General features: G+C 70.0%; 20 protein-coding genes. 11 read left to right on the plus strand and 9 right to left on the minus strand.

Features of this window, described 5'->3' with window-relative positions:
• The first annotated feature begins 415 nt into the window (after window positions 1–415).
• The 4 genes from LJ657_RS44480 to LJ657_RS44495 all read left to right on the plus strand — a co-directional run bounded on the left by LJ657_RS44480 (window position 416) and on the right by LJ657_RS44495 (window position 2,467).
• Window positions 416–844, plus strand: a complete 429-nt coding sequence (locus LJ657_RS44480) for an ATP-binding protein (RefSeq protein WP_232655423.1) — start codon at window positions 416–418, stop codon at window positions 842–844.
• Window positions 825–1,196: a hypothetical protein gene (locus LJ657_RS44485; protein WP_232655424.1), complete on the plus strand. Its 372-nt coding sequence runs from the start codon at window positions 825–827 to the stop codon at window positions 1,194–1,196. Before LJ657_RS44480 ends, LJ657_RS44485 begins: the two co-directional genes overlap by 20 nt.
• Entirely contained in the window at window positions 1,193–1,963 is a 771-nt protein-coding gene (locus LJ657_RS44490) for an MBL fold metallo-hydrolase (protein ID WP_232655425.1), read from the plus strand. Before LJ657_RS44485 ends, LJ657_RS44490 begins: the two co-directional genes overlap by 4 nt.
• A gap of 108 nt (window positions 1,964–2,071) precedes the next feature.
• Window positions 2,072–2,467, plus strand: a complete 396-nt coding sequence (locus LJ657_RS44495; RefSeq protein WP_232655426.1) for a VOC family protein — start codon at window positions 2,072–2,074, stop codon at window positions 2,465–2,467.
• Window positions 2,468–2,508: 41 nt separating this feature from the next.
• Here the strand turns inward: LJ657_RS44495 and LJ657_RS44500 are convergent, their stop codons facing one another.
• From LJ657_RS44500 to LJ657_RS44520, 5 genes are all read right to left on the minus strand, one after another.
• Window positions 2,509–2,754, minus strand: a complete 246-nt coding sequence (locus LJ657_RS44500; protein WP_232655427.1) for a hypothetical protein — start codon at window positions 2,752–2,754, stop codon at window positions 2,509–2,511.
• 66 nt (window positions 2,755–2,820) lie between these two features.
• Window positions 2,821–3,072: a hypothetical protein gene (locus LJ657_RS44505; RefSeq protein WP_232655428.1), complete on the minus strand. Its 252-nt coding sequence runs from the start codon at window positions 3,070–3,072 to the stop codon at window positions 2,821–2,823.
• A gap of 1 nt (window position 3,073) precedes the next feature.
• Window positions 3,074–3,316: a hypothetical protein gene (locus LJ657_RS44510; RefSeq protein WP_232655429.1), complete on the minus strand. Its 243-nt coding sequence runs from the start codon at window positions 3,314–3,316 to the stop codon at window positions 3,074–3,076.
• Between the two features lie 2 nt (window positions 3,317–3,318).
• Entirely contained in the window at window positions 3,319–4,440 is a 1,122-nt protein-coding gene (locus LJ657_RS44515) for a WXG100-like domain-containing protein (protein ID WP_232655430.1), read from the minus strand.
• On the minus strand, window positions 4,437–4,769 hold the full coding sequence (locus LJ657_RS44520) for a type VII secretion target (protein ID WP_232655431.1): 333 nt from the start codon (window positions 4,767–4,769) through the stop codon (window positions 4,437–4,439). Before LJ657_RS44520 ends, LJ657_RS44515 begins: the two co-directional genes overlap by 4 nt.
• Before the next feature lie 250 nt (window positions 4,770–5,019).
• On the opposite strand from LJ657_RS44520, the gene LJ657_RS44525 reads away from it, so the two are divergent.
• Window positions 5,020–5,367, plus strand: a complete 348-nt coding sequence (locus tag LJ657_RS44525; protein WP_232655432.1) for a DUF1330 domain-containing protein — start codon at window positions 5,020–5,022, stop codon at window positions 5,365–5,367.
• Window positions 5,368–5,380: 13 nt separating this feature from the next.
• Here LJ657_RS44525 and LJ657_RS44530 read toward each other — a convergent pair whose 3' ends face one another.
• Window positions 5,381–6,574: a thiolase C-terminal domain-containing protein gene (locus LJ657_RS44530; protein ID WP_232655433.1), complete on the minus strand. Its 1,194-nt coding sequence runs from the start codon at window positions 6,572–6,574 to the stop codon at window positions 5,381–5,383.
• Window positions 6,575–6,659: 85 nt separating this feature from the next.
• Between LJ657_RS44530 and LJ657_RS44535 the strand changes: the two genes are divergently transcribed.
• Both LJ657_RS44535 and LJ657_RS44540 read left to right on the plus strand, forming a co-directional pair.
• Window positions 6,660–7,850 (plus strand): acyl-CoA dehydrogenase family protein, encoded by a 1,191-nt coding sequence (locus LJ657_RS44535; RefSeq protein WP_232655434.1) that lies wholly within the window; start codon window positions 6,660–6,662, stop codon window positions 7,848–7,850.
• A complete protein-coding gene (locus tag LJ657_RS44540) occupies window positions 7,847–8,317 on the plus strand; it encodes a nitroreductase family deazaflavin-dependent oxidoreductase (protein WP_232655435.1) in 471 nt (156 codons plus the stop codon). The genes LJ657_RS44535 and LJ657_RS44540 overlap by 4 nt, the downstream gene beginning before the upstream one ends.
• Here the strand turns inward: LJ657_RS44540 and LJ657_RS44545 are convergent.
• Window positions 8,298–8,606, minus strand: a complete 309-nt coding sequence (locus LJ657_RS44545) for a hypothetical protein (RefSeq protein WP_232655436.1) — start codon at window positions 8,604–8,606, stop codon at window positions 8,298–8,300. The genes LJ657_RS44540 and LJ657_RS44545 overlap by 20 nt on opposite strands.
• Before the next feature lie 68 nt (window positions 8,607–8,674).
• Complete coding sequence (locus tag LJ657_RS44550; RefSeq protein WP_232655437.1) at window positions 8,675–9,301, minus strand: LysE family translocator; 627 nt, start codon at window positions 9,299–9,301, stop codon at window positions 8,675–8,677.
• Window positions 9,302–9,383: 82 nt separating this feature from the next.
• Between LJ657_RS44550 and LJ657_RS44555 the strand changes: the two genes are divergently transcribed.
• A complete protein-coding gene (locus LJ657_RS44555; protein ID WP_232655438.1) occupies window positions 9,384–9,836 on the plus strand; it encodes an Lrp/AsnC family transcriptional regulator in 453 nt (150 codons plus the stop codon).
• Window positions 9,837–9,932: 96 nt separating this feature from the next.
• On the opposite strand, the gene LJ657_RS44560 is transcribed toward LJ657_RS44555, so the two are convergent.
• Window positions 9,933–10,568 (minus strand): TetR family transcriptional regulator, encoded by a 636-nt coding sequence (locus LJ657_RS44560; RefSeq protein WP_232655485.1) that lies wholly within the window; start codon window positions 10,566–10,568, stop codon window positions 9,933–9,935.
• Between the two features lie 135 nt (window positions 10,569–10,703).
• On the opposite strand from LJ657_RS44560, the gene kbpA reads away from it, so the two are divergent.
• The 3 genes from kbpA (at window position 10,704) to LJ657_RS44575 (ending at window position 14,649) form a co-directional block, all read left to right on the plus strand.
• Complete coding sequence (gene kbpA, locus LJ657_RS44565) at window positions 10,704–11,450, plus strand: AfsK-binding protein KbpA (RefSeq protein WP_232655439.1); 747 nt, start codon at window positions 10,704–10,706, stop codon at window positions 11,448–11,450.
• Between the two features lie 211 nt (window positions 11,451–11,661).
• Window positions 11,662–14,022 carry a protein serine/threonine kinase AfsK gene (afsK, locus tag LJ657_RS44570; protein WP_232655440.1) on the plus strand — a complete coding sequence of 787 codons (2,361 nt, stop codon included), beginning with the start codon at window positions 11,662–11,664 and terminating at the stop codon, window positions 14,020–14,022.
• 135 nt (window positions 14,023–14,157) lie between these two features.
• The gene (locus LJ657_RS44575; RefSeq protein WP_232655441.1) at window positions 14,158–14,649 is read left to right on the plus strand and encodes a hypothetical protein; all 492 of its coding nucleotides are present in this window, start codon (window positions 14,158–14,160) and stop codon (window positions 14,647–14,649) included.
• The last annotated feature ends 1 nt before the right edge of the window (window position 14,650 follow it).

Consider the following 14,650-nt stretch of genomic DNA (forward strand, 5'->3'; position numbering starts at 1 on the left):
CTCGACCACGATGCGCACCGCGCCCTCACGGAACTCAGCGTCGTACGGCGGCTTCTTCTTGGACCCCATGAATCCCAACTTCCCCTGCAATCACGGGCTCCACGCTACGAGGGGATGGTCAGGTGGGCGGCGATCACCTCGGCGGCCTGGAGTTGATCCATCTTCGCTGCCAGCCGGTACGTCTTGAGTGCGGCGCCAAGTCGCCTACTGCGCACGGTCGGTCGTCCCGCTACGGGCATTCCAGGCCCCTCTCTGTCGCACCGAAACTGTAGAGCATCCCGCAATCGAACATATATCTAACAGCATGTATGCACCTTGAGTGATTGCGATTGCTTTGAATTGGACCCTACTCTCATGTGAACAAGCTGCTTGCAGCTCCGCATCTTGACGACACGTCAGGAGGTACGGCACCCCCATGCCCGAAACCGAGACCTTCCGCATCCCCAAGCACAGAAGGCATGTCCCCGGCGCACGTCAACGCGTCAGCAAAACGCTCGCGGACTGGGGGATCACCGACGAACTCGCCGACGACGTCACCCTCTCGGCGAACGAGCTCGTGACCAATGCCGTAGCCCACTGCCAGGTGACCCACGCCCAGGTCAAGGTCACCCTCACGCTCCGGGAGCCGTACCTCTTCCTGGAGGTCCACGACCCCGACCGGGACCGGCTCCCCAAGCCGTGCGACCCCGGCCCGGACGCCGAGGGCGGGCGCGGGCTCACCTTGGTGAGGCTGCTGGCCCACGGCTGGGGCCACGCCCAGCTGCCGCACACGAAGTGCGTGTGGGCGCGGTTCATGCTCCCGGAGCGGCCGGAGAGGACAGGCCATGTTCCGGCTGCTTTATGACCACGCCGTCCGCCTGTTCACCCGGTCGTGCTCCAACACCCGTCCCGCGTCCGGTGATTGGGCCCTCGCGCAGGAGACCCGGGCGCCGGACCCGTACGTCTGGCGGCTTCCGAACCCGCACGACGCCAGGTGGCGCCGCTGGGCCAGGCGCAACCGCGCGGCCGGCCGCTACCTGCCCTTCCCGCCCGAGGAGACCTGCTGGCAGCGCCCGCCCCGCTCCCAGCCTCCGCCCCGGCGCGCCGGGGACGATCCGGTACGCCTGTACGTGCGGCTCCAAGTCCAATGCCGCGAGGACATGGCCCAGTTGCGCCGCCATGACTTCTGGATCACGTGTTCTAGCATCCTGGAATGAGCGACGAGCTACTTCATCTCACGGTCCTGGGCTGCGCGACGCCCTACCCGAGCGTGGACAATCCGTGCTCCGGCTATCTGGTGTCGAGCGGGGACACCCGTATCTGGGTGGACGCCGGTAGCGGCACGCTCGGCCCGCTACAGCGTCATGTGCGGCTGGATGAACTCGATGCGATCTGGATCTCACATCTGCACGCCGATCACAGCGCGGACCTGCTCACCGCCTACTACGGCGCCCTGTACGCGGACATTCACCTCGAAGCGCCGATCCCGCTCTTCGGTCCGCCTGGAATCGCTGACCGGCTGGCTGGTTTTCTCACCAACACTCCGGTTCGCAGCCCGATCGAATCCGCCTTCGCGGTCACCGAGTTGCACGACGGGCATCAGGCGGTCGTTGGCTCGCTCCGACTGACCAGCCGGGCGGTGTCGCACGGAATTCCGGCCTTCGCCGTACGTATCGAGGCAGCGGGCAAGTCGCTGGTGTACTCCGGGGACACAGCACCGTGCCCGAGCCTCACGGAGCTGGCAGAGGGATGCGACGCGTTGTTGTGCGAAGCCGAGAGCGCACAGGCGCCGGTCGAGGGTGCACAGGTGCACCACACGCCCGAGGACACCGGCGACACCGCAAGCACGGCCGGGGCGGGCCGACTGATCGTCACGCACGTCGGCCGCTTCCTCACGCCGCAGCAAGCGGTGGCGCGTGCCTCGGCGCGGTTCGACGGTCCCGTCGACTACGCCGCTCCCGATGCCACCTTCTCGATCGGCTAGGCGGTTTCTTGCAGATCAAGCCTGTCTGGTGTCTCTGGTCGACAGGATCTCGGATCTGGCGGGCGGGCGACCTACGCTGAGTCCCGTCCGCGCTGTCTGGGGGGAAGCATGACGAGCAGGTTCACCGAGTTGACCGTTGACTGCCGTGATCCGGAGAGGCTCGCGGCGTTCTGGTGCGAGGTCCTGGATTTCAAGGTGATCGACCGGAGCGAGGGCAAGGTCGAGATCGGCTCTTGGGCGCCGACCGTCGAGGACGTCCGGGACCGCCAGATGCCGCCCACCCTGGTGTTCATCCGTGTGCCTGAGGGCAAGACGGTCAAGAACCGGCTTCACCTCGACGTCAGCCCGATCGACGGCAGCACCGCGGACGAGGTGACCAGATTGCTCGGTCTCGGCGCCGTCAGGGTGGATGTGGGCCAGGGCCCAGGTCGGAACTGGGTGGTCATGGCTGACCCCGAGGGCAACGAGTTCGACGTCCTGCGCACCTTGGCACCGCCGGACTAACCGTCTTTCTCGGATCACCGACCGGATTCCGCGCACGCGCGTCAGTACAGCCATACGCCGAGAGCGGTGATCGCAAGGCCCACAACCGTGAAGCACCCCATCGTGCCGAGGAGCACACGCCATTGCCCCCGGTAACGCGGTTGCTCGGTGCTGCGCCACGTGGTGACGGTTGCGAGCACTCCCGCAAGGATGAGCGCGCCTCCACCGGCCACGACGAGGAACCCGAAGAAATGTCCCCAGGTGAACGGATGATGGGGGTTCGGGGTCCAGGCAGCCGCAAGTCTCACGGCGCCCACACCTCACTCGTCCGGAACGGGAGCGGCACGGGGCCAAGGTCGCGCGGTGTCACGCGGTCACCACAGCCACACGCCAAGGGCGATGACAGCAAGACCGATCGTGATGGTCACCGGTCCAATCGCGTAACCGGCCCACTTCCTTCGACCTGCGAGGTCCCGCACACCGATGGACATGGCTCCACCGACAAGGACGATCACGAACCCCGCGAGCATCACGAGCGCCGCGAAGAAGGGGAGCCAGCCGGGGTCGTAGTTCGGGTTGTTGTGCGCGACCCCTGCCAGCATCATGTCGCCGAGCCCGTCGCGCACGTCACCACAGCCCGAAGGCCCAGCCGGCGATGGCAAGACCGATCGCGAGGATCACCGGCCCGAGAACGTAGTTGCCCACCTTCTTCTGATCGCTGACGTTCCAGAGAGCGACGGTCAGGGCGGCGCCGATGACGACGATCACGCACCCGCCAACCCCGAGGAACGCCCAGAAGAAGCCGGCCCAGGTGGCGGGGTGGTCCGGGTTAGGGGTCCATGTGGCCGCAAGTCTCACGTCGCCGATCATGCTCACTCGTCCTTCGCCAGATCCTGGACATCCGCCTCGATGCCGGAGCCGGCAGCGTAGACGCCCGTGTTCAACGTGGTTCCCACGGTGTTCTTGAACGCGCTGTCGGCCAGCTCGCCCCGGTCACTGAGGTTCTTGCCGCCGAGACTCCCGTGCTGTTCCAGGGCATGGTTGACGCCATGGTTCTGGGCGTTCCCGAAGGCACCGGTGGCGGCGTTCGTGAGGGCGTCCTGGCCCATCGTCGAGGCGTCCTGGTTGTTGGCGATGTCAGCCGTGAGCCCACCGGTCACGTTGCCCGCTGCGCCGTTGACGGTAGTGCCGAGCAGGCCGTCTCCCCTCAGGATGTTGCCGGCCACCCCGGTCAGTCCGGCTGTGTCGGCGAGCGCCGCGCCGCCCCCGGTGAACACGGCCGTTCCGCCCGCGGCCCAAGCGCCGTTGGCGAGATCGTCTCCGACGGTCACGGGCTGGCCGTGAACGGCCTGGTTGAGCATCGCGCTGCCCGAGTCCGCCACGAAGTTCGTGACGAAGCTCTCGGCACCCTTCTTGAGGAACTTCGCGGCGAACTCGGCCACCTTCGCCAGCTTCACCGCCCCTTCCTCGCTGAGCTTGCCGAACCGCTCCAGCAGCGCCGCCACCTTCTCAGCCGCCGAAGTGAACAACTTCACCAGGTCGATGATCTTGGCCACCCGCGTGGCCACGGCCGTGTTCGCGACGAGGTCGGAGAGGAAACCGGTGAAGAAGGACAGTGCCGCGCCCGCGATCTCCATCTCGGCGATCTGGACGCAGATGTCGATGATCTCCTCGTTGATCTTGTCGATCTCGTCGGCGTACGCCCGCAGCCCGTCGGCCACCTGGTGGAAGTTGTGCGCCACGTCGTCGATGACGCGCTTCTGCTCCGCCCAGTGCTTCTCGAAGGCGTCGCGGGCCTCACCGTGCCAGCCCTGCTTGTCGACGCCCTGGATCTGCACGTCGAGGGCGTGCGCGACCTCTGTCAGCTCCTTGCCCATGGTGTCCCAGGCACCGGCGATGGTGCGGAGCGTGTCGCCGTTGCCGCCGGGGAGCTCCACCCCGCAGGCCTGGAGGATGTCCAGGACCTTGCCGTCGATCCAGCTGTTGATGCTCACGCCGGGCCTCCGGCCGGCCGGGTCGCGGCGCGGAGGTGGTCCACGGCGGTCTGGTCCGAGTTCTTGTAGTTGGTGGCGTTGAGACGCAGCCGGTCACCGTCGCTGGCGAAAACGGCGGGCAGCTGCCCGAGCGCCTTGAGGGTGCCGTTCAGCAGCGTCTGGTACTTCTGCGCCGCACCGTCGCAGGCGCCGAGCAGGCCGAAGGCCTCTCCGATCTGGGACGCGGTCGCCGCGAAGGCGTCGACCGGCTTCGCCAGGTCCTTCGCTTCCCTGTCGAACTTCCCGGCAAGCTCGTTCAGCGTGTCTGGGTCGACACCGAACTGGCTCATTCCTGCTCCCCCGTCGTCGAGTACATAGGCAGACACCAGCAGTACCGGAGCCAGTGATCCGCCGTGAAGGAGTGTTTGCGGGTTCAAAAGGACTGTTTGCGGGATCAAGACGCGATGATGACGCGCCCTTTGGCTGGATTCCTACAGGGCGGCCAGGCCGCTTACCTGTGAGGTCATCGACCCCGATGTCTCGTCCTGTCACGATCGTCGGCATACGGAGCCCGACCGACCGGAAGGACGACAACACGCCATGACCGCCTACGCCATAGCCCACCTGCAGGAAGCCGCCCCGCACCCGGAGATCGCCGAGTACATGGAGCGCATCACCGGCACCCTGGAGCCGTACGGCGGCCGTTTCCTGGTGCACGGCACGCAGCACGAGGTGAAGGAGGGCAGCTGGCCCGGGCACGTCGTGGTGATCGGTTTTCCCGGGATCGCCGAGGCGCGGGCCTGGTGGGACTCAGCCGCGTACCAGGAGATCGCGCCTTTGCGCTCGCGGCACATCGAGGGTGACATCATCCTGGTCGACGGCGTTCCCGGGGAGTACGACCCCGCCTCCACCGCACGTGCGATGCGGGAGGCCCTGCCCGCCGAGTAGCCCTCGCCGCCGGTCACCTGCCCAGCACCACCGTCCCGGAGGAGCAGAACCAGCCCCCGGTGCCCGACGCCACCCCCAGGCGCGGCAACTCCCCGTCGGACGCCCGGACCTGCCGCGCCCCCGCCTCGCCTCGCAGCTGCCGCACCGCCTCCACGAGCAGGAACAGACCCCGCATCCCGGGGTGTTGGGCCGACAGCCCACCCCCGTCCGTGTTTACCGGAAGCTCCCCGCCCTCGACCCTCAGCCGCCCCTTCTCCACGAACGCCCCGCCCTCGCCCTTTCCGCAGAACCCGAGATCCTCCAGCGTCACCAGCGTCATGTAGGTGAACGCGTCGTAGATCTGCGCGAAGTCCATCTCCTCCGCCCGCACCCCCGCCCGCTCGAACGCCAGCCGCCCGCTCACCGCCGCCGGCGAGACCGTGAAGTCGGGCCACTCGGACATCGCGGCGTGCGAGACGTGCTCCCCGGTGCCGAGCACCCAGACCGGAGCGGTACGGCAGTCCCGTACGTACTCCTCGGCCGCCAGCAGCACCGCCGCTCCGCCGTCGGAACGTATGCAGCAGTGCAGCTTGGTGAAGGGGTCCGCGATCATCGGGCCGGAGAGGACCTCGTCCACGGTGACCGGGGTGCGGAACATCGCGTCCGGGTTCAGCGCGGCGTTGGCCCTCGCCTGCACGGCGACGGACGCCAACTGCTCGATGGTCGTGCCATGTTCGATCATGTGGCGGCGGGCCGCCATCGCGTACTTGGCGATCAGGGTGTGGCCGTAGGGGACTTCGAACTGCAGCGGGCCCCGCGCGCCGAAGGAGAGGTTGCCGGTGCGGCGGCCCGCCCTGATGTCCGCGCGGGCCGTCGAGCCGTATGCCAGCAGGACCGCGTTCGCGTGTCCCGCCGCTATCGCGTCCGCCGCGTGGGCCGCCATCACCTCCCAGGCCGAACCCCCGACCGCCGTCGAGTCGACCCAGGTCGGGCGCAGGCCGAGGTACTCGGCCACCTCCACGGGGGCGAGGGTGCCGGTGCCCGCGGACGCGAAGCCGTCCACCACCTCCCGGGCGAGCCCCGCGTCGGCCAGCGCACGGCGGGCCGCCTGGGCGTGCAGGGTGTACGGGGTCGCGTCGTCCACGCGGCCGCAGTCGGAGAGGGCCACGCCGACCACGGCGACCTTCCGGCTCCGGGGAGTCGTCCGGTGTGTCGTCCGGGGGGTCATGAGCGGCCTCCTGCCTCTGTGCATATCGTTCCGGCCCTCCTAATATGACGGACCGTCAGATCCGGAGGGAAGAGAGGGGAGTGCCATGGACGCCGGCTTCACGGCCGAGCAGGAGGGGATCCGCCGCACCCTGCGTGAACTGCTCCACAAACGCTGCGGCCCCGAGGAGCTGCGCGCCGCCCTCGACACCCCCGCCGGACACGACCCGGCCCTGTGGACCGCCCTTGCCGACCAGCTCGGCCTGCCGGGACTCGCCCTCCCGGAGGCGTACGGCGGAATCGGCTGCTCGGTGACCGAACTCGCCCTGGCGGCAGAGGAGTCGGGCAGGACCCTTGCCCCCTCCCCGCTCCTCGCGACCTGTGTGCTCGCCGCACCCCTGATCCTCGCCCTGGGCACCGACACCCAGCGCGCCGGCCTGCTGCCCCGCATCGCCGACGGCACCCTCACCGCCGCCCTGGCCGTCCCGGGCGCCGACCTCGCCACCGCCCTCGCCCTCACCGGCACGGGCGGCGGCGACTGGGCGGGCGGGGGCCGGGCGGGGGGCGTACAGGCCAGGCGGGCGGGCGACGGCTGGCGGCTGTACGGGCAGGTCGACCAGGTGCTGGACGGCCACAGCGCGCAGCTCCTGGTGGTCGGCGCCCACACCGGCGGTTTCGCCCGCTCGCGCACCCTCCTCTTCCTCGTGACGGGGGACGCCGCCGGGCTCGTACGCGTACGGCAGACCGCGCTCGACGCGACCCGGCCACAGGCGCGTGTTCAACTACGGGACGTGGAAGCAGAGTTGCTGGGGGCGGACGACGGGGACGGCGTGCTCGGGGCGCTGTCCGCCGTCGGCGACACGACCGCCGCAGTGCTCGCCTGCGAAGCCGTCGGGGCCGCCGACCGCGCACTCCAACGGACCGTCGAACACGTCAGGCAGCGCGAACAGTTCGGCCGGGCGATCGGGTCCTTCCAGGCCGTCAAGCACCGGCTGGCCGACGTGTACGTCCAGGTCCAGGCGGCGCGCTCGGCCGCCTACTACGCCGCCTGGGCCACCACCCACGGCGAGCGGGTGGGCGGCCTCGCTCTCGCGCAAACCCTGGAGGCACTGCGCGGTGCCGCCGCCGAGGGGATCCAGTTGCACGGCGGTATCGGTTTCACCTGGGAGCACGAGGCGCATCTGTACTTCAAGCGCGCCTCCGGCGACGAGCTGCTGTTCGGGCCGGTACACCGGCTGCGGGCGCACGCCGCCGACGCGGCGCACCTTTTCGAGCAGGGCTGGGAGGTGGCGGTGTGATCGGCGAACGGCTGGTGCAGAAGGTGTCGTCGACGAGGGGCTTCACGAAGGTGGCGCCGCATGTCGTGCCGGCACTCGACAAGGCCGTACACCGGCTCACGCGCGGAAAGTACCTGCTCAGCGCGCAGATGCTGCCCGGCGTGATCCTGACGAGCACGGGTGCGAGGAGCGGCCTTCCGCGTCGTACGCCCCTCGCCTGTATGCCGGAGGAGGGCGGCTGGCTCCTCATCGGCTCCAACTTCGGCCGAACCGACCATCCCGCCTGGACGCACAACCTCCTCGCACATCCCGATGCTGAGATCAGCTGGAAGGGCCAGGACATCCCGGTCTCGGCCCGGCTGCTGGAGGGGGAGGAGAGGGCGGCGGCCTGGAAGGCGTTGTTGGCCTTCTGGCCGCCGTATGCGACGTATCAGGCTCGGGTGGAGCGGGAGATACGGGTGTTCAGGGTCACGAGGCGTGCTGGGTGACCTGGTAGCAGGCGACGTCGTACTGGGAGACCGCGTTGCCACTGTTGGAGTGCAGGGTGGAACCCGGGCCGTTACCGGCGTACACGGCGCCGGCGACCCCACCGGGGTCTTCGTTGAAGGCGGAGCCTCGGGCACCCGAGGCGTTTCCGGGGGAGCTGGTCGCGCCGGGGTCGCCGCAGGTCTTGCCGGGCTGGCCCGTTGCGAAGGCCGGCCCCGCGGCGATACCCGCGGTGCCCGCCACGAGCGCGGCCGAGGCCACAGCCAGAGCCGCTCGCTTCAGGAGGATCATGAGCGCCTCTCCTTTCGCGGAGTACACGGACTACTTGCCCATACGTACGTAAACCGGCTCAGAATTACTCAGAGCATCGCCAGCCTCTGGACCAGCAGGAACGCCCCGATCCCCAGCATCGCCGCGCCCGACGTCCGCGTCACCGCGCGGGCCGCGGACGGGCGGGTGCCCAGGACCGCACGGGCGCCGAGTCCGACCGTGAGGTAGACCGCGGCGCAGCACGCCATGTGGAGCAGGCCGAGGGTGGCGGTCTGGACGGGGACGGGCAGGTCGCCCCGGGTAGTCAGGAACTGGGGCAGGACCGACACGTACAGCAGCAGGCCCTTGGGGTTCAGGCCGCTGATCGTCGCGCCGCGCAGGAAGACGCGGACGCGGGAGGTCTCGCCGGAACCGGGTTCGTCCGCCGCACCCGGCACACCGGGCCGCCGCAGCACCCCCCACCCCAACCACACCAGGTACCCGGCCCCCGCCACCGTCAGCGCGGTCAGCAGGCGCGGCTCGCCCGCCACCAGTACCGCGAGTCCGGCCACCGCCAGCCCCGTGTGCAGCGCGTACCCGGCGACCAGACCGCCCACCGCCCACCCGACGGAACGGCCGCGCAGGCCGGCCGAGATCGCGTACGCCCAGTCGGCACCCGGCACGCACACCAGCAGGATGTCGAGGGCGAGGAAGGAGAGCAGCAGTCCGGTGTTCATATGGGCGACATTAGGCGTGAATGGCCCGAAGGTGTTCTCGGATTTTGTCCACAACCGGCCCAGTAGTGGAAAGATATGCCCCATGGACGACGTGGATCGGAAAATCCTTGCCGAGCTGCAACAGGACGGGCGGCTGACCGTGACCGAGCTGGCCGGGCGGGTGCGGCTGAGTGTCTCGCCGTGTCATCGGCGGCTGCGGGAGCTGGAGCGGTCGGGGGCGATCAGCGGGTACCGGGCGGTGGTGGACCCGGGCGCCGTGGGGCTGACCTTCGAGGCGCTGGTCTTCGTGTCCATGCGGCAGGAGGACCGGGACACGGTCGCCGGGTTCGAGCGGGCGCTCGCGGACATCCCCCATGTCCTGGACGCGCAACGGCTGTTCGGTGAGCCCGACTACCTGCTGCGGGTGGCCACCGCGGACCTCGCCGCCTTCCAGCGGCTGTACGACGAGCGGCTGGCGACGCTGCCGGGAGTGCAGCGGCTGACCTCGACGCTGGTGATGAAGCACGTGGTGCGGGACCGTCCGCTGCCCGCATAGCGCAGCAGGCGGCGGCTCACCCTCGGGTGAGCCGCCGCCTGCCAGACAGGACTCGGGCCTGGAAAAAGAGATCTGTGAGGAGACCCGTGGAGAGATCTATTTCGTCGGCTTCTTGCCGGTCACGCCCAGGTGCACCAACAGCGCCAGATTCGGCTTGAGTTCAGCCTGCTTGACGCCCCACGTCTGGAATCCCTTCTGGTGCGAGGCGACGGCCGCGAGCATCGCGACCAGTGAACCGGCGACCGCCGCCGGGTTCACGTCCTTGTCGACCCTGCCCTTGGACTGCAGTTCGCTGATCGAGTCGGTGAGGGAGTTGTTCACCGAGTTCAGGATCTTCATACGGATCTTGTAGAACCGTTTGTCGCCCTCGGCCGCACCGAGGTCGACGACGCGCAGGATCGCGTCGTTCCTGCGCCAGAACTCCAGGAAGCCGTCCACGAGTTCCTGTGCGGTCTGCCAGCCGGCCTTGCCGACCCAGGAACGGCCCTCAAGAAGCGCCGTCAACTGGCCGCCCTCGGTGGCCATTTGCTCGGCGATCTCCAGGACGGCGCCCTCGACGTCCGGGAAGTACTGGTAGAAGGTCGCGGGTGAAGTCCCCGCCTTCCGGGCGACATCGATGACTTTGACGTCCCGGTAAGGGGAGGAGCTGAGCATCTCGCTGAGGCAGTCGAGCAGCTTCTGCCGGGTCGCCTGCCCACGCCGGCCGGCCACGCGGCCGTCGACGGTACGCACTTGTCCTGTCATGTCGTCAGCTTACCGAGGGGTGATGGGAGCGCGATTCGGCCGACTGCAAATGGGGTGCACGAGAGGGCGGAGGCTGGTGTGCCTGGTCCTGCGGGGTGCGTGAGTCGCCGTTAGTTTGGCGGTATGGCCGAAAACAGGGCATCCGCGTACGGAGAGGGCGTCCCCTGCTGGGTGGACGCGCAGCTTCCCGACGTGGAGGCGGGCAAGCGCTTCTACGGCGAGCTCTTCGGGTGGACCTTCGAGGACCGGCCGGAGGTGTCCGGCGGCTCCGTGTGGGCCCGTCAGGAGGGGGAGCCGGTCGCCGCGCTCGCGCGCAAGACGGATGGGCGGCTGCCCACCGTGTGGACCGTGTACTTCGCGACGCCGGACGCCGAGGCGCTGGCCGACCGGATCTGGGCGGCCGGCGGGCAGGTCGTCACGGCGCCCACACCGGTCGCGGAGCTGGGCACGGCCGCGCTGGTCACCGACCCCGAGGGCGCCGTCTTCGGCCTCTGGGAGCCGGGCGGCCACCCGGGCTTCGGCAGGCGGCACGAGCCCGGCACCTTCGCCTGGGCCGAGCTGTACGCCCGGGAAGTGGAGGTCGCCAACACCTTCTACGGCGATCTCTTCCACGACGCCCTGTTCGGGCCGGACGCCAGGCCCGACTTCGGGCGGGCGGCCGTCTCGGACGTGTTTCCGGCGGAGATGCCTCCCCACTTCCTGGTCCACTTCGGCGTCGAGGACTGTGACGCCGCACTCGGGACGGTGAGCCGTCTCGGGGGTCGGATCTGGGCGCCAGTATTCGAGACGTCGTACGGAAGGGTGGCCGTCGTCACCGACAATCAGGGGGCGTCGTTCGCGGTGCTGGAACGACCGAAGCAGAGCGACTGAAAACTGCTGAAATAGACCGACTGAAACAGACCGAGCGGTGAAACGTACCGTTTTGGGGTGAGGCATCCCGACTCGGGCCCGGGTTCGCAACCAGTGCCCGGGACAGGAAGAATCAGGGTTGCGTGCCGCCATGGCGGTGCGGTGGTGAGACGCTGCACGGGGTCGCGTAGAGATGTGGCCGGCGCGGCCCGTACGGGGAGGTGGCAGGCAAGTGGTGGATCAGCTGACGCAGCACGATCCGCGGCGTATCGGTCCGTTCGAGGTGCTGGGGCGGCTCGGTGCCGGCGGCATGGGGCTGGTCTATCTCGCGCGCTCGGCGTCCGGACGGCGCGTGGCGATCAAGACGGTCCGTACGGAGCTCGCCGAGGACCAGCTGTTCCGCGTCCGCTTCTCGCGCGAGGTCGAGGCCGCCCGGGCGGTGTCCGGCTTCTACACGGCGGCCGTGGTCGACGCCGACGCGCGCGCCGCCGTGCCGTGGCTGGCCACCGCGTACGTGCCCGCGCCCTCCCTCGAAGAAATAGTGAACGAGTGCGGGCCGCTCCCGGCCCAGGCGGTGCGCTGGCTCGCGGCGGGCGTGGCCGAGGCGCTGCAGTCGATCCACGGTGCCGGGCTGGTGCACCGGGACCTGAAGCCCTCGAACGTCCTCGTCGTCGAGGACGGTCCCCGGGTGATCGACTTCGGTATCGCCTCAGGCGTATCGAACACACGTCTGACGATGACGAACGTGGCGGTCGGCACGCCCGCCTACATGTCGCCGGAGCAGGCGAAGGACTCGCGGTCCGTGACCGGCGCGAGCGACGTCTTCTCGCTCGGCTCGATGCTGGTCTTCGCCGCCACCGGGCACCCGCCCTTCCACGGCGCCAACCCGGTCGAGACGGTCTTCATGCTGCTGCGGGAGGGCCCGGACCTGGAGGGCCTTCCGGAGGAACTGCGCCCGCTGATCGAGTCCCTCATGCAGATGGAGGCCACCGGCCGGCCCAACCCGGCCGACCTCCAGGCCCAGCTGGCCCCCCACCTCTTCGGCTCCGGCACCGACGACAGCGGTACGGCCTCGGCCTGGCTGCCCGAGCGGGCGGTGAGCCTGATCGAGGCGCGCCGCAACGGCCGTCCGGCGGGGAAGCCGGGCCAGGGCGGCGGCCGCAGCGGCGGCGGCGCCCGCCCCGCCCCCGTACCGCCCCCGCCCTCGCACGACCCCGTCGTACCGCCGTCCCCCGTGTCCCTCGGCGCCCCCGACACCGGCCCCGTCCGGCTGGCCGGCGCCCAGGTGCCCATCGGGCCGGGGCCCCGGGTCTCCGACGTCCGTGCCGCCGCCGTGAAGGCACCTCCTCCGGAGGCCGCGCTAGCCGCCTCCTGGTCCAAACCGCGCCCCGGCGTCAACGGCGCGGATCCTGCCGTAGGCCCTGTCGTACCCGCCTCGCTGCCCGCGCCTCCCGAGTCCGCGGCAGGCTGGCGCCCCTGGCGTTTCCGCATGTCGAACGATGTGTGGGGCACCCCGTCGGTCTCCGGCGACCTCGTCTACGTCACCTCCTTCGAGGTGCACGCCCTGGACGTGGCCACCGGCCGCCGGCGCTTCAAGACACGGGACGTCGCCTGGTCGATGGCGGTCGCCGACGGCCGTATCCACGCCTCCGACGGGCCGACACTGTTCGCCCTGGACTGCCGTGAGGGCGCCGACCTGTGGCGGCTGTCCACGGACGCCTGGGTGTACTCCCTCAAGGCGGACCGGGGCACGGTCGTCACCGGTACGCGCGGCGGCGGAGTCCAGGCATGGGAGGCATCGAACGGCCAGAAGCTGTGGGAACTCACCGGCGCGCAGACCGACTTCGAGTCGCCCGAGGCCGGCCCCGCCGTCCACGAGGGCACGGTCTACGTCTGGCAGGACGCCCGGCTGCGCGCCCTGGACGCCCGCACCGGCAAGGAGCGCTGGTCCTACCCGATCGGCGACGCGGCCTCCTGCGGCGGCGTCCCGGTGCGGGTGACCCACGCTCCGGACGGCTACGTGTACGTCTCCGCCGGCACCCGGGTCCTGGCGATCGACGTGGCGAGCGGCCATGTGAAGTGGCACTTCGAGGCCCCCGCGGTCTTCCTCTGCCCGCCCACCTTCGCGCCCGGCCCCGCGGTCACCGGCGGCGGCATCTACCTGGTCGACTACCTCGGCACGGTCTACGCCCTCGACGCCGCCGACGGCCGCGACCGCTGGCGCATCGCCACCGAGTCCCGGGCGTCGATCGACCCGGTGCTGGTGGCGGCCGGGCATGTCCACGTCGGCAGCGGCAAGGGGCTGTACACCCTGGACGCGGTCACCGGCACCCCCAAGTGGCGCTTCCAGGCGGGCGGCGACATCGTCGGCGCCCCCGCGGTGGCGGAGGGGCGCATCCACTTCGGCTCCACGGACCACCTGCTGTACACCCTGAAGGCCGACGACGGCCGGCTGCGCTGGAAACTCGCCACCGGCGGCGAGATCACCGGCTCCCCGGTGGTCAAGGACGGCGTCGTGTACGCGTGCAGCAAGGACCGCTGCGTGTACGCGCTGGACGCGGAGAAGGGGACGGGGACCGCCCGGACCGCCTGAGCTGCTGGAGACGGCCGTCGTACCGGTGTCACGGAAGGGTGTGGACGGCGGCCGTCCCACCTAGACGCTACGCCGGGTGCGCGGCCGTCGCCACGCGGTGACATGGGCGTGACAGCGGTTCGCTACAGTGACGGCGTGAACACACGGGGGCGCACACTCAGGTACGCGGCTGTCACCGGGTTCGTGATCCTGTCGCTGACGGGCTTCTCGGGACGGCACCACGGCATCGGCAAGCACCACCACGGCAGCGGCGGGTGCAGCAGCTCGTCGCAGGACCACGACACGTCGTCGCACACGACCACCACCACGACCGGAGGCAGCGGTTCGTACTCGTCGCCCACGGCCGCTACGGCGTCGCCCGCCATGGCGGTCCTGCTGACGTGCGCGACCGTGAAGCAGCCGTACGCGACCGTCGAGGTCAGCAACCCGAACGACACCGCGGGCACCTTCGAGGTCACCGTCACCTTCCGGGACGCCGAGAACGGGATCGTCGCCACCCGGGTCGACCGGGCGGACGTACCCGCGAAGGGGACGGCGACGGTGCGCGTGAACGTGGGCGGCAGCAGTGCCCTCGTCGCCCGCGTCGAGCACTGCGAGGTGGCGGACCAGGCGCCGACGGCGACCTGAC

Origin of the sequence: Streptomyces guryensis (genome assembly GCF_021261325.1) — a bacterium.
GTDB classification, from domain to species: domain Bacteria; phylum Actinomycetota; class Actinomycetes; order Streptomycetales; family Streptomycetaceae; genus Streptomyces; species Streptomyces guryensis.

Bases quoted from the DNA above. Each gene is read 5' to 3' on its own strand.
- LJ657_RS44510 (WP_232655429.1), bottom strand. From the start codon at position 3,316: ATGATCGGCGACGTGAGACTTGCGGCCACATGGACCCCTAACCCGGAC.
- LJ657_RS44495 (WP_232655426.1), top strand. From the start codon at position 2,072: ATGACGAGCAGGTTCACCGAGTTGACCGTTGACTGCCGTGATCCGGAG.
- LJ657_RS44525 (WP_232655432.1), top strand. From the start codon at position 5,020: ATGACCGCCTACGCCATAGCCCACCTGCAGGAAGCCGCCCCGCACCCG.
- LJ657_RS44550 (WP_232655437.1), bottom strand. From the start codon at position 9,301: ATGAACACCGGACTGCTGCTCTCCTTCCTCGCCCTCGACATCCTGCTG.
- kbpA (WP_232655439.1), top strand. From the start codon at position 10,704: ATGGCCGAAAACAGGGCATCCGCGTACGGAGAGGGCGTCCCCTGCTGG.
- LJ657_RS44520 (WP_232655431.1), bottom strand. From the start codon at position 4,769: ATGAGCCAGTTCGGTGTCGACCCAGACACGCTGAACGAGCTTGCCGGG.
- LJ657_RS44555 (WP_232655438.1), top strand. From the start codon at position 9,384: ATGGACGACGTGGATCGGAAAATCCTTGCCGAGCTGCAACAGGACGGG.
- LJ657_RS44480 (WP_232655423.1), top strand. From the start codon at position 416: ATGCCCGAAACCGAGACCTTCCGCATCCCCAAGCACAGAAGGCATGTC.
- LJ657_RS44530 (WP_232655433.1), bottom strand. From the start codon at position 6,574: ATGACCCCCCGGACGACACACCGGACGACTCCCCGGAGCCGGAAGGTC.
- LJ657_RS44545 (WP_232655436.1), bottom strand. From the start codon at position 8,606: ATGATCCTCCTGAAGCGAGCGGCTCTGGCTGTGGCCTCGGCCGCGCTC.
- LJ657_RS44535 (WP_232655434.1), top strand. From the start codon at position 6,660: ATGGACGCCGGCTTCACGGCCGAGCAGGAGGGGATCCGCCGCACCCTG.
- LJ657_RS44490 (WP_232655425.1), top strand. From the start codon at position 1,193: ATGAGCGACGAGCTACTTCATCTCACGGTCCTGGGCTGCGCGACGCCC.
- LJ657_RS44485 (WP_232655424.1), top strand. From the start codon at position 825: ATGTTCCGGCTGCTTTATGACCACGCCGTCCGCCTGTTCACCCGGTCG.